This is a genomic window from Phocaeicola salanitronis DSM 18170 (assembly GCF_000190575.1).
GTDB lineage: Bacteria > Bacteroidota > Bacteroidia > Bacteroidales > Bacteroidaceae > Phocaeicola > Phocaeicola salanitronis.
The window spans coordinates 1,064,334-1,077,575 of sequence record NC_015164.1 but is presented as its reverse complement, the minus strand read 5'-3'; the positions used below and the strand labels follow the sequence as shown (position 1 = coordinate 1,077,575).

15 protein-coding genes are annotated in these 13,242 nt (G+C 44.6%); 7 read left to right on the top strand and 8 right to left on the bottom strand.

Translation table 11 applies throughout. The features are described from left to right. Window positions 1-11 precede the first annotated feature (11 nt). The 7 genes from hisA to BACSA_RS04720 form a co-directional block, all read right to left on the bottom strand. Window positions 12-734 (bottom strand): 1-(5-phosphoribosyl)-5-[(5-phosphoribosylamino)methylideneamino]imidazole-4-carboxamide isomerase, encoded by a 723-nt coding sequence (hisA, locus tag BACSA_RS04750; protein WP_013616980.1) that lies wholly within the window; start codon window positions 732-734, stop codon window positions 12-14. A gap of 1 nt (window position 735) precedes the next feature. Next, entirely contained in the window at window positions 736-1,332 is a 597-nt protein-coding gene (gene hisH / locus BACSA_RS04745; protein WP_013616979.1) for an imidazole glycerol phosphate synthase subunit HisH, read from the bottom strand. A 105-nt stretch (window positions 1,333-1,437) separates the two neighbouring features. Then, the gene (locus BACSA_RS04740) at window positions 1,438-2,691 is read right to left on the bottom strand and encodes an LA_2272 family surface repeat-containing protein (protein ID WP_013616978.1); all 1,254 of its coding nucleotides are present in this window, start codon (window positions 2,689-2,691) and stop codon (window positions 1,438-1,440) included. A 10-nt stretch (window positions 2,692-2,701) separates the two neighbouring features. After that, window positions 2,702-4,360, bottom strand: coding sequence for an AMP-binding protein (locus BACSA_RS04735; protein ID WP_013616977.1), 1,659 nt, complete (start codon window positions 4,358-4,360; stop codon window positions 2,702-2,704). Between the two features lie 198 nt (window positions 4,361-4,558). Continuing rightward, window positions 4,559-5,536, bottom strand: coding sequence for a dihydroorotate dehydrogenase-like protein (locus BACSA_RS04730; RefSeq protein ID WP_013616976.1), 978 nt, complete (start codon window positions 5,534-5,536; stop codon window positions 4,559-4,561). 7 nt (window positions 5,537-5,543) lie between these two features. After that, window positions 5,544-6,218, bottom strand: coding sequence for a YggS family pyridoxal phosphate-dependent enzyme (locus BACSA_RS04725; RefSeq protein ID WP_013616975.1), 675 nt, complete (start codon window positions 6,216-6,218; stop codon window positions 5,544-5,546). A 33-nt stretch (window positions 6,219-6,251) separates the two neighbouring features. Next, a complete protein-coding gene (locus BACSA_RS04720) occupies window positions 6,252-6,731 on the bottom strand; it encodes a DUF4494 domain-containing protein (RefSeq protein ID WP_013616974.1) in 480 nt (159 codons plus the stop codon). A gap of 476 nt (window positions 6,732-7,207) precedes the next feature. Here BACSA_RS04720 and BACSA_RS04715 point away from each other — a divergent pair, with 476 nt between their 5' ends. Then, window positions 7,208-7,729 carry an outer membrane protein gene (locus tag BACSA_RS04715; protein WP_013616973.1) on the top strand — a complete coding sequence of 174 codons (522 nt, stop codon included), beginning with the start codon at window positions 7,208-7,210 and terminating at the stop codon, window positions 7,727-7,729. 6 nt (window positions 7,730-7,735) lie between these two features. Then, a complete protein-coding gene (locus BACSA_RS04710; protein ID WP_013616972.1) occupies window positions 7,736-8,416 on the top strand; it encodes a hypothetical protein in 681 nt (226 codons plus the stop codon). Window positions 8,417-8,486: 70 nt separating this feature from the next. Here the strand turns inward: BACSA_RS04710 and BACSA_RS04705 are convergent, their stop codons facing one another. Beyond that, a complete protein-coding gene (locus BACSA_RS04705; RefSeq protein ID WP_013616971.1) occupies window positions 8,487-9,116 on the bottom strand; it encodes a recombinase family protein in 630 nt (209 codons plus the stop codon). A 464-nt stretch (window positions 9,117-9,580) separates the two neighbouring features. Between BACSA_RS04705 and BACSA_RS19775 the strand changes: the two genes are divergently transcribed. From BACSA_RS19775 to tnpC, 5 genes are all read left to right on the top strand, one after another. Beyond that, entirely contained in the window at window positions 9,581-9,733 is a 153-nt protein-coding gene (locus tag BACSA_RS19775; protein ID WP_169311436.1) for an NUMOD3 domain-containing DNA-binding protein, read from the top strand. After that, complete coding sequence (locus tag BACSA_RS04700) at window positions 9,726-10,571, top strand: hypothetical protein (protein ID WP_013616968.1); 846 nt, start codon at window positions 9,726-9,728, stop codon at window positions 10,569-10,571. The genes BACSA_RS19775 and BACSA_RS04700 overlap by 8 nt, the downstream gene beginning before the upstream one ends. Window positions 10,572-10,810: 239 nt before the next feature. Beyond that, window positions 10,811-11,134, top strand: coding sequence for an IS66 family insertion sequence element accessory protein TnpA (gene tnpA / locus BACSA_RS04695; protein WP_013616134.1), 324 nt, complete (start codon window positions 10,811-10,813; stop codon window positions 11,132-11,134). Then, a complete protein-coding gene (tnpB, locus tag BACSA_RS04690) occupies window positions 11,127-11,495 on the top strand; it encodes an IS66 family insertion sequence element accessory protein TnpB (protein ID WP_013616133.1) in 369 nt (122 codons plus the stop codon). The genes tnpA and tnpB overlap by 8 nt, the downstream gene beginning before the upstream one ends. Before the next feature lie 86 nt (window positions 11,496-11,581). After that, a complete protein-coding gene (gene tnpC / locus BACSA_RS04685) occupies window positions 11,582-13,207 on the top strand; it encodes an IS66 family transposase (protein ID WP_013616132.1) in 1,626 nt (541 codons plus the stop codon). The last annotated feature ends 35 nt before the right edge of the window (window positions 13,208-13,242 follow it).

Sequence of the window (13,242 nt, the reverse complement as noted above, 5' to 3'; positions counted from 1 at the left end):
TCTACTCCTTATTATATTATATAGTGGCTAAGTTCTTTTAGTGAAATCCGTCCTTCGTAAATGGCTTTCCCGAATACAACGGCAGGGATGCCTGCTTCATCCAGTTTCAGGATATCATCCATACAGCTGATGCCTCCGCTGGCTATCAGGTAAAGTCCCGGACAGGCTTTCAGTATGTCTTGATAGAGCGGGAGGGAAGGACCGTCCAGCATTCCGTCATGGCTGATGTCGGTGCACAATACCTTGGTGATTCCTTTTTGTGTGTATTGCTCTAAGAAGGGCATCAGTTCCATCGGGCTTTCTTCTTTCCAGCCGTTGATGGCGATTTTGCGGTCTTTCACATCCGCTCCCAGAATGATTTTCTCGTTCCCGTAGGTTTGCAGCCATTCACAGAACCATTCGGGGTGTTTCACGGCTACGCTGCCCAGTGTGACCATTTCGGCACCGCTCTCGAATGCGATTTCGATATCGCCCGATGTCTTGATTCCTCCGCCGAAATCGATGATGAGCGAGGTATGAGTGGCAATCTGTTCCAATGTGCGGTAATTCACGATATGGTGGGATGCGGCTCCGTCTAAGTCGACCACATGTAACCTGCGGATGCCGTATGCTTCGAACTCTTTGGCTACTTCCAGCGGATTCTCGTTGTAGACCTTCTTCGAATTGTAATTGCCTTGCGAGAGACGGACACATTTTCCATCAATGATGTCGATGGCTGGGATTAGTTCTATCATGTCAGTATGCTATGTTTAAAAAGTTCTGTAATATACGTTCTCCGGTTTTCCCGCTCTTTTCGGGATGAAACTGGGTGGCATAGAAGTTGTCTTTGTGCAGGGCGGCACTGAAGGGCAGGATATAGTCTGTCCGGGCTGCCGTAAAATCGTTTAGCGGAACGTAATAGCTATGTACGAAATAGACAAATTCTTCTTGTTCGAAACCGTTGAACAATAGCTTGTCTGTGCATTGGATGGTATTCCAACCCATGTGGGGCACTTTGTCTTCGTGGCGGACAGGATGGAAACGCTTGACATCTACATCGAAAATGCCCAAGCATGGGACATCACCTTCTTCCGAATGCCGGCACATCAATTGCATGCCCAGGCAAATGCCTAAAACGGGTTGTTTCAGGTCGGTGATCAGCCGGTCCAGCTGATGCTCCTGAAGATATTCCATGGTGTTCTTGGCTTCTCCAACGCCCGGAAAGATGACTTTATCCGCTTTTCGGATAAGTTCCTTGTCGGCGGTAATGACCGGCTCTATCCCTAACCGGCGCAAGGCATAGTCTATCGAGAAGATGTTTCCTGCATTGTATTTGATAATCGCTACATTCATGCTTTTTCTCTTGTTTCTTTTTTGTTTTTGCAAAAATAGCGAATTATTGTTGAATTCCTATTATTTGTAGCAGAAAGATGTAGTTTTGTTTGGAATGTGTTGCATTTAGAATAAAACGATACCGGCTTCGAAAGTCCCTTTATGGTCTAAGGTGTGTTCCTTGCTATACGGGCGTGTCCAGGCATAGCCGCCCGAGGCGAAGATGCCCAGTTTTTTCGTTATGCGGAACTCTAGATTCAGGCGTGGTTGAAGGGCATAAGCCCGTGCAGGATATCCTTTGTGTTTGTTATCAAGTGTTTCGATGTGGTAAAATCCTGCATCGGCACTGATTTCCAGGCGGGATAATAGCGGGTAGTAGATACCCGCACGGTAAAATGCGGAAGCAGATACATCGTGGTCGAGGTCGAAGTAATAAGCCCCTCCGCCCAATTCGGTGTAGGTATACCGGTTCTTGAACCGTACGGCAAGGTTGGCTTTATTCAGGTTCCCGCTTGAAATCAATAATTGGATTTGAGTACGGGGGGTAATATTGATGCATCCGATTTGGCGTGCAAGGCTATCGGCACTCAAGTTGACGAATCCGAACTGCAGACCCTTTTTCCCTTCGCCTGACAAGTTGGTTATGCCTATTTGCGCTCCTTTATTCTTTGCGCTAAAATTGCATATTCCCAACTGAAGGCCTCGATTGAGGGTATTTATGTTTCCCAGGGCGGCAAGCTGCACACCGTTGTTGGCTTCTCCGGCAGCGTTTAGTAAAGAGGTGAGCTGTAATCCTCTGACGGTATCTCCGCTGGCATTCATCAATCCGCTTATCATCACGCCGTTTTGTGCTTGTTTGGATACATTGGCGATACCGGACAGAAGCATTCCGCCCGATTGTCCGTTGGCGATGTTGATTAATCCTCCTATGATAAGCCCGTGGGTGTTTTTTCCGGTCATATTGCCTATGCCCGATAAGGCGATACCGTTTAGCGAACCTCCGTTTACATTCATAAGCCCGCTTAACACGACGCCGTTGGAGTTCCGCCCTGTAACATTGGCTATGCCGGAAAGCTGTACCCCTTCTGCATGTATGCCCGTAATGTTGACAAGCCCGGCCAATTGGAATCCTTTGGAGTGGTAATGGGTGGTACTGGAGATTACGTTGATGCCCACTCCGGACAGGCTGGGGTAGTTGCTTGCAAAGCCTATGTTGAAGTACGTGCATGGGGGCTGTTCTTTCTTATTGGTTATGTTTAAAGCAAGATTAGCCCTCTTTTTCAGCTTCTTATGCTGGGCGGACTGGGAATATGCGGGTAACGATATGGCAAAAAGCAGAGCGGACAATATGAATCCGCTCCGCAGTGTTTTTAGTTTCATGTGTCGTTCTTTATTTAACATCTTGATACAAGAAGCGTTTGATGCTTTTTTTCGGAGTCTTCTCAAATTCTTCCGGATAGATTTTTACTGCGGCTATTTGTGAATAGGACGGGAGAGCCGCATTCAACATGAGGCGGTTTTCTTCCATTTGTTTCTCAATATCTGCCTCGTTCATGCCTTGTGCGTATGCGGCTTCAAAATCGGGATAGACAAGTGCGGCAAGCTTATTGTCCTTTTGCTGGATAACGATGCATTCCGCCACATAGGGCAGGTTATTCAGTTGTTCTTCAATTTCTTCCGGATAGATGTTTTGTCCCGAAGGCCCTAACAGCATGTTCTTGCTTCGTCCCTTGATAAAGAGGTTTCCCTCGGCATCCATTACTCCTAAGTCGCCCGTATGCAGCCATCCGTCTTTGTCTATGGCTTGGGCTGTAGACTCCGGATTCTTGTAATAGCCCAACATGACATTGTCGCCGCGTACCAGGATTTCCCCAACCGTATATTGAGGGTCTGGGCTGTCTATGCGTATTTCCATGCGTGGCGCGGCTTTCCCGCATGAGCCGGGGCGGAAGCTTTTCCAATCCTCATAGCTGATAATCGGACCGCATTCGGTCATGCCATAGCCTACTGTATACGGGAAATCAAGCCCTTTCAGGAAGGTCTCTATCTCGCTGTTGAATGCAGCCCCGCCTACAATGATTTCATAGAATTGTCCGCCGAAGCCTTTCACCATTTGCTCGCGTACCGCTTCGTTTATCTTGTCGTTGATGATGGGAAGCTTCATGAGCATCTTCATCTTGAGCGTTTCCATTTTCGGCAATACGCCTTTCTTGATAATCTTTTCGATAATCAGCGGTACGGCAATGACAATATGGGGCTTTACATCCGTGAATGCTTGTGCGATGATTTTCGGGCTGGGCATGCGGGTGAGGAAATAAACGTGGCATCCGCAACAGATTTCGTAAAGGAATTCAAACGCAAGTCCGTACATGTGTGCCATCGGAAGCATGGATACGACCCGGTTTCCCGCTTGGAGCGGAAGCACCTCGAACGCGAATTGCGTGTTCGACCATAAGGAACGGTAGGGGAGCATGACTCCTTTCGAAAAACTGGTGGTGCCCGATGTGTAGTTGATGATAGCCAGCTCTTCGGGGGTGTCACGCCGGTAGGATACATGCTCGCGGCGGAAATTGCGCGGGAATTTGCGCCCGAACATTTCGTTCAGGTGCTCGCGGGCATATTCCAACTGTTTGCTCCGGCATACCAATAAGGTGAAATCGGTCATCAGGATAATGCCTTCCAGTAAAGGCATTTCCGCCTCGTTGAGGCTTTCCCATGCCATGTCGCCTACAAAAAGCAGGCGGGCATCGGAGTGATTGACGATATTGTGGATGGTATCGGCTTTGAATTCATGCAGGATAGGGACAGCTATCGCGCCATAGGTCAGGGTGGCAAGGAAAGCCACACCCCAATGTGAACTGTTCCGTCCGCAGATAGCTACTTTATCGCCCGGGCGTACGCCGCTTTCTTCCAATAGGATGTGTAGCTTTTCTATCTTCCGTGCCAGGTCTTTGTATTGCAAAGTGGCACCCTTGTAATCGGTCAGTGCATCGAGGTCCCAATTCTTTTTGATGCTCTGCTCTATGAAGGCTAAGAAACTTTTTTCCATATTTTTCGAGTATGTTTGATGCACAAATCGTGCAATAATGTGCAAATATATCTTTTTATTCTTACTTGTGCAATGGAAAAGCCAATTTCTTTCCTTTAAAAAGCGAACCTATGTCCGTTGGCTGGTGGACATAGGTCCGTAAAGGGTTGGATATAGGTGCGTAAAGGCTTGCACCTATATGCCCGGGATATGCGATGATTATTCTTTGTGCTCGCTATAGTATTTCATGAACTGGGTGCGTTCGAACGGATTGATGTCGCCCGCGGCTTCTGCGTTCATTTTTGCGCGGAAGCTTTCTATAGACTTAAATCCTTTGGCGTCCATCCATTGCGCCAGTTCGTCCAGCATCGTTCCGATGATTTCCGCTCCGTTTTGATAAACCGTTGAGCAGATTTCGCTTGCGCACGCTCCTGCCAGAATGGCTTTGACAAGTCCTTTTCCGTTATGTATGCCTCCGGAAACGGCATAATCCAGTTTGGGGACGGATGCCGACGCAATGGCGGTCCAGCGCAGGCGGTCGGCAAGTTCGCTTTCTTCGCTCAGCACGTGGGCATTGCAGAATGTCAGGTTTTCGATATCGATGTCGGTTTGATAGAAGCGGTTGAACAAGACTACGGCGTCTGCGCCGTTGGCATACAATTGTTCTATCAGGGTAATCGGGTTCGTGAAGTTGCTTCCCAGTTTCATGATGACGGGGATTCGCACTTCTTTTTTTACATGGCGCAAGATGTCGATGTGGCGTTGCTCGAAGCTTCCGGGAATGTATTCTTTTTCGGTCTGAAGTGCAAGGATGTTGATTTCCAGCGCATCTGCTCCGGCTTTTTCCATCAGTTTGGCAAAGTCTACCCATTCGTTATCGCTATAGCAATTGATGCTCGCAATAACGGGAATGGTGCATGTCTTCTTGGCTTCTTCAATCAGGCTGATATACTCGTTCAGCGCATGCGAACGGACGTATGCGTTCAGATAGTCGTCGGCTTCGGGCGCTCCGTATCCGTGCATGGTTCCAGCCTGCATGTTGATTTGTTCCTCGAACACGGATTTCAGCACGGCGGCTCCTGCCCCTGCTTCTTCCAGTTTCTTGATTCTCTCCGCGCTGTTGGTCAGTCCCGAGCTGCTGATGATAATCGGGTTTTTCAGCGTTAGTCCTGCGAATGTAGTTTTCAATTGTGCCATAATAGTATCATTTAACGTAATTTCTTTCTCCAAATATTTTGCTTCCTACACGCACCAGAGTGCTTCCGGCGCGTATGGCTATGCGGTAATCGTGCGACATGCCCATCGAGATTTCCTTGAATGCAGGCTCATCGGCGAAAAAGGCTTGCTTCCATTCGTCGAACAAGGCTTTCAGGGTACGGAATTCCCGTTCTATCTGTGCCTCGTCGTCGGTATTGGTTGCCATGCCCATTACGCCGGCTATGCGGATGTTGTGCAGTTCTTTCCATTCTCCGGCTTCCAACATTTCCCTGCAATCGTCCGGTGTGAATCCGTATTTGCTTTCTTCTTGGGCAACGTGTATTTCGAGCAGGCACGGAATGGTCCGGTTGTGTTTCCCGGCTTGCTTGTTGATTTCCGTCAGGAGCTTATAAGAGTCTACCGCCTCGATTAGGGTGATGTAAGGCGCAATGTATTTGACTTTGTTGGTTTGCAGGTGTCCGATAAAGTGCCATTCGATATCTTTGGGTAGTACGTTGTACTTTTCGGACAATTCCTGTTCTTTGCTTTCTCCGAAAATCCGTTGTCCGGCACGGTAAGCCTCTTCGATGGCTTCGGCAGGATGGAATTTGGATACGGCTACCAGCCGGACTCCTTCAGGCAATTCGGCTAATACGTTTCGTAGATTGGTTTGGATGTCCATTGTTGTTATAATAATCGAATTGGGGGTTAGGCGTTATCTTTTGTCGGCATCGGGAAATTCCGGTTTCACGTCGGGCTCGGCAGAATAGGGATATACATCCATGATGGCGGTTTCAGCCACGGATGCGATTACGTAATCTGCCATGGTGCCTTTCATCCCCTCGTCCAGTTTCTTGATGGCGTCACGCAAGTCGGCTGCCTGTACCAATACGTTGGTGGCTGTTTTCTTTTCCGCCCCGCTCTTTTCATCGAGGGTGATGAAATAGAGCTTGCACTTGAACCAGCGGTCGGCGGCTTCTTCTTCCGAGGGGAACAGTTCGCTATAGTTGGCGCGTTTGATATCGGATACGGTAAATTCGCCGCTTATGAATGGCGTTATTTCTTCGATGATGCGCGACTCGGCTTCCGTAAAGCTCAGCGCATCTACCAGATAGGGTTCTGTCACTTTTTTGTTCATGCCGTTTTCCGCTATTTTCTCATAGCGGATTTTGCACTCAAACCAGTTATGTAGCATATAATTATTTGTCTTTAAGTTATTTAATTATTAAATCTATAGTATTGCTTACTTTACTGCATACTTTATAACGCATATTTCTCAGATATATTCAGTGCAAAGTTAGCAAAAATCTAATACTTGATACTGATTTTCCTTTTGAAATTATGTAGTTCCCACAGAAAATGTTAATTTTGCAGCGTAAACAAAAAAAAGGTTTTGCCTATGGTATAGACTATCTTAAAGACATATAGATAAAAAGCGTTAGCTTTATTCTTGCGCTCTGAAAATTGGGGAATTTGACGAATGCTGCAAAGAGTAAAAGTTGATGCCTGCGCTCATATAGCGTGGGCTTTTACTCATTTATTGCAGCGAAGGTTATCCCCAATACCTCAGAGTGCGTAGATGAAGTTATTAGTCCACGTTTTTTTATTGTCTAAAATTTGGAGCATTAGGACTAAATAAACCAAGTATAAACAATAAAATCATTGAGCAAAATGAAGAAATTATTTTTAGTGTTGTGCGTTGCTTTATTTGGAATGAGTAGCGCATTTGCCCAAAAGGGCGAAAAGGCTGCTGGAATCAATCTTAATTTTGGTACAACAGCAAGTAGTGTGGGTTTGGGCGCAAAGTTTCAGTATGGGATAACTGATGCCATTCGTATAGAGCCTTCTCTTACTTATTATTTTGGAGGCAGTGGTATGTTTGACATTTCAGCCAATGCGCATTATCTGTTTAATGTAGCACCCAAAATCAATGTATATCCTTTGGCAGGTATTGGCTTTGATATGTGTAGATACGAGACTGTTGAATGGGATGATGCTATAGAAGGTGTATTAACAGGTGAAGAGGCAGACACCAAACATGAAACAGATGCATGTTTCAAATTCAATTTTGGTGGTGGTGTTGAATATGATGTAATGGATAATATTGCAGTTGGACTGGAACTGCGCTATGAAGTTATTACAGGGGGATATTCTCAGTTTGTTGTAGGTTTAGGCGCAAAATATAAATTCTAAGTTGATATGAAAAAGTATATTTATCGTTTGTGTGTAGCGTTATTTGCTGTTTCGTCTTTTACATTGGTTGCTTGTAGCGATGATGACGATCCTAACAATGGTGGTGGCAATGGCAACAATGGCGATTATGTATTGTATGTGGACGATGAGGCTACATATCCATCTGCGTATGAAAGTTTTCTTGAAGAAACAACAGGACGTACCACATATCCTGCCTTTGGCGTTTCTAACGATGGACTCAAAGTAGAAGCAGCATGTTATAGGCTGTTCAATAGTCCATCTGACTATTTGGAATACATTGCGTCAAGTGAATATAATCACCTTGGAGATGTTTTGCTTGCAGATATAAATTTCTATATAAAAGCCTTTGACCCTGCGACTGCAACCAAAGGACAAGAGGTTGAGTTTATTGAAGGTGCATTTATTAATGGTGAGTTAAGTGTCAGGAAGTACGAGCAAACGACAAATCCAACTTATGTGCCTACTACTTACTTCAATAAAATAAAAAGTGGAAAGATTACATTTGAATCATATACAACGAATGCTGAAGGCACACCATTAATAGTATATAGATTTGACAATGTAATCGTTTCGTATGGTCGAGACGTTAATGACGTTGATAATCCACAGTCAGAAATCAAACTTGATGGGCTTATACTTACAAAGTATGAGACTTATGTAAATTAAGACTGTTAATAAAATAAGGGGGGCTAAAATCGCTCTCCTTATTTATTATAAGTGAAGTATATTCCACTTTTTACAGATTGAATTCTGCTTTGAGTCTCTGGACTGTTGAAACGCTCACATCACATAATTTAGCGACCTTGCGAATACTGGTACCTCTTTTCAGTTCTTTAAGGACTTGCTTATATTCTTCTTGTTTTTGCTCTGTCGTTTTCTTACTGCCCTCCTTGCGTCCAAGTTTACCTCCCTTTTCAATATAAAGCTGGCGACCACTGTTCAGACGAAATTTTATGTTTTCCCTTTCAAGTTGCGCACAGGTGGATAATGTAGCAATCATAATGGGCGCAAACATGGATGGCTTTCCTTCATCATCCAATAGTGTAAACTGTTCCTTCTGCATATAGAGGTTAATACCTTCATCTACGAGTTGCTTAACAGTTTCCAATACTTCAAAGGCATTTCTTCCCAAGCGACTAAGTTCAGATACCAATAATATATCTACTTTGTTTGTCTTGCAGAAGTTCATAGCCTCAACAAAAACAGGACGTTCAACGTTTTTCTTTGCGCCACTAATCTTTTCCTCAAAGATTTTGGAGATTTCCATTTCCTTATACTCTGCATACTTCGTCAAGTCTGCGATTTGTCTTTCTGTGTTCTGTCTGTCAGTCGTGGAACTTACACGAGCGTATATAACTGCTTTCATAACTGATATTCTTTAATTAGTTTCTTAATTCCTTCATTTACTGATGTAAAGATAAGAATTTCTTTTGAAGTATGCAAACAAATCAAAGATAAAATAGAATACATAAATTAGATGTATTCTTGTTGTTTATTAGATTTATTTGAATACAATTTGCTTCAGAATACAAGTGCGAAAATTACGCACTACTTTATTGGGATGCGTAAATTACGCAAAGGGGCAAATAATAGTACCAACTTTAATTTTGCTTCTGTTAACGAGAAAAAGATGTTTATTTTGTATTGTCTTGAGTTATTGGAAGTTGATAAATTATAAAGTATGAAATAATCTTATTTTTAGTGAAAGATATTAGTATGTTTGCAAAAAAAGTAATGAGCTTTTGATGTTGGCAACTATTTATAGTTAGAATAGTTAAATAGGTTAAAATAATAAACATACACAGTTATATAATGAGGAAAGAACGAAAGATGAAACAGGAGACTCGCAAAAAGATAAGCGAGTCAATGAGTGGCAGGAAACAAACAGCCTCAACACGAGAAAAAATAAGTTTGGCTTTGAAGAAATATTGGGAAGGAATTCCTTATGAAAATAACAACTTAAAAGAAGAAGAAAATGTTTGAAACGAAATTTGCAGTCAATATTGATAAGTTGGAAATAACCTATATATGGGATATGGAAACACGTGCCTATATTGAAGGTCTTGATTACTTGCAATGTGGGGAATATGGGGAAATTTCTATAAAGAGGATAGAGAACAGGAACTACCATCACCAATTTGTCGTGCTTGGGCCTGGGGATGATGGAAATGATACAGTAATAGGCGATTTGTTCTTTGGCAGTCCCAATCCTTTGCGCCCTTATGTGTATTTGTCTGTTCGCAATCCAATACTCTATAAAGATTATATGCTGGGAGGTATCTCCTACATTGAGCAAGCCTTGCATTTGGAGTTTTTCAGAATTTCAAAGTTGCATCTTGCTTTTGATACGAACGTAAATATAATAAACAGGTTCTATAAACTGTTGAAAAATGAAGACGTGGATTTTGTTATCAACGACAAGAAAATAAAATCGATGGATGAAAAGGTACATTCCTTGATACATATTTCTGTTGGTACGAGAAAGAATCGTTATCAAGACAAATCTTTCTACGTCAAAAACAACGATGATAGTTTGGTGTTGAGCGCATATAATAAGGCATTAGAAATGGTAGAAAATTGTGCAAAGGATTATATCGCTTTAAAGGTTGGCTTTAACAGGATATATCGCTTTGAAGTGCGATTGAATTGCTACAAGGTTATTCGTGAAACTTTACAGGCTGCCAATGTCAAAGATGAGGAACTTTATTACAGCTTGGTGGATAGCAATACTTTGATGAAGTTGTTTTGGGTTTCCTTAAATCGCTTGGTACGCATCCAAAAGAGTCGCAAATCTTATAACTTGCTTGAAGCTCTTATTTAGAAGTATTTAGACTATGTTTTATGTGCGTGAAGGTGTATTGGTGGGCTGTTGGTTAATAGGTGTGCTAATACACTTTTTTCGCATTGATTTGCCGATCCTTTTCTTGTGTTCTTCTGACAATTTGCGTCCTTTTAGAGCTTGGCTAATGCGTTTTTTTGTAAGCATTCTAAGAAATACACATTGCATGCCCTATAGTTTGATTGTAATTTTGCCCCACATAACAATCAAACCGAATAGCAATGAACAGAACTGGATTTGAAGAATTAGAAATGCAGGTGCAACAAAGCGGCCTGTCATTGAAGTCGTACCTACGACAGATAGGAGTGAGTTATTCCACCTATCACTATTGGCAAAAGAAATACTCTGCCGAGAAAGACAGTATCAAACAAGAGCTGGCTCCGATCAATATCAAACGGCCAACAGCAGAATTGTCCTTGGATGAACAGGCTCCTTACGGCGTGTCCTTGTTGTTTCCCAACGGGCTCCGTGCCCACTTTGGAAGCGGCTCAGAGAAGCTGTTGATGGAAGTGTTGAACCAAAGTCTGCAGGAGGGCCATGTTTAACTTGAACGACACGATGCGCTACTTCCTGTGTCCCGGCAGGACGGACATGCGCAAGGGCATCAGTTCGCTGTGCGGGGTGGTGCATGAAAAGATGAAAAGTGAGGTGAAGAACGGCGATGTCTTCATCTTCATCGGCTCCAACCGCAGGCTTATGAAGCTGCTTCATGCGGAAGACGGCGGCATGGTGATGTACGTCAAACGGCTGGAGGCCGGACGCTTCAAACTGCCGGAATACGACCCGGAATCAGACAGTTATCCCATGGAATGGCGTGACCTGGTAATGATGGTCGAGGGCATTCAGGAAAGCCCGGGGCAGAGGCTCCGGCGGCTCAGGGCAGAGCGTAAGGAGTACCATGTATGACATGTCTTTTATTGAAAAAAGTGCTGGTATTATTGTATAATCCATTAATAATTAGTATCTTTACATCAGTAAAAAAGAGACAGGCAATGGATGAAAAAGCTATATTACTCAAGACGATAGAAGGGCTGAATGCCTCTATTGCTTCATTGTCTGCCACTAATAAAAAACAGGCTGAGCAGAATGAAAAACTGCAGGCGCGCATCAAGGAGCTGACGGCTCAGGTCGCATGGCTGAACCGTCAGCTCTTTGGGCGTAAATCGGAGAAGCTTCGCGCATATGACCCTAATATCCCCGATCTTTTTGCAGACGAGTTTGCCGGACTCCAACATCAGGCGGAAGAAAAGCGCGACGAAGCCGTTGGGAAGATTGAAAAGGAATCGGCGGAAGTACGGAAGCAGAATCGTCAGAACCGAAAAATGATAGAGGACTTACCCGTACTGGAGACCGAGACAATAGAACCGACAGGTGTTGACCTGTCTTTATACCGTAGAATAGGCGAAGAGATAACAAAAGTCGTCAAACACAAGCCGGGCATGCTTTACGTCAAGGAAATCATCCGTCCCAAATATGCACTCAAGGACAGCACCATGCTTCCTCCGGCTGGACAGAAAGGAGTGGAGATTGCCCCCATGCCGCTGATGCCTGTTGACAAGTGCATCGCTGATACCAGCCTGCTTGCCGAGATACTGCTTCAGAAGTATGAATACCACGTCCCGTTCTACCGTCAGATACGGCAATACAGGCATCTCGGGCTGAAAGGCCTTACGGAAAGCACGCTGGACGGATGGTTCAAGAAGACGGTAGAACTGCTGAAGCCCCTGTATGAGTCGCTTAAGAAAGAGGTCTTCTCTTGCGACTATGTGCAGGCGGACGAGACCACCATCCCGGTCATCAACAGAGGAAAGCACAAGGCGGAAAAGGAATACCTCTGGATGGTCAGGTCTGTCATGGAAAAACTGGTCATCTTCCATTATGACATGGGATCCCGGGCCGGATCAGTCATCGAATCACTGGCAAGCCAATACCGCTTCAAAGGATACCTTCAATGCGACGGTTTTGCAGGCTATGAGACAGCCTTCAAGACCAACCCCGACGTGCGGCTGGTCAATTGCATGGCGCATATCCGCCGTGATTTTGAGCATGCCTTGGGTGAAAACAAAAAGGAAGCCGAATATGGGCTGGCCCAGATACAGTACATGTACAGGATTGAGCACTGCTGCGATAAGGCGGGCTTGTCGTTCGACGGACGCAAAGCGAAACGCCGGGAACTGACACGCCCAATCATGGAGGCCATGAAGACGTGGATGGAAACGGAAGGCATCAAATACAGTCCCCAATCGCTAATCGGCAAAGCTGTCTCGTATGCCTATACCCGATGGGACAACATGATGAGATGCCTGGAGGACGGACGCCTGCTTTTGGACAACAACCTGGCGGAAAATGCCATCCGGCCAATTGCTTTGGGGCGCAAGAACTATCTCTTCTGCGGTAATCACGAGGCTGCCGTTAACATGTCTGTAATCTGTTCCCTGCTGGCCACCTGCAAGGCACACGATGTGAACCCAAGGGATTACCTGAAGGATATCATTGCCCAAATGCCGTATCATAAGAAGTCCGCTGATGAGGAACTGCTTAACCTTCTTCCGCACAAATGGAAACTGCAACATCCGGAGAGCCTGTTGACCAAACAAACTGTAGAATCCGCCAACTAACCACAACGTCAACATACAGGTTCAACAAAACTATA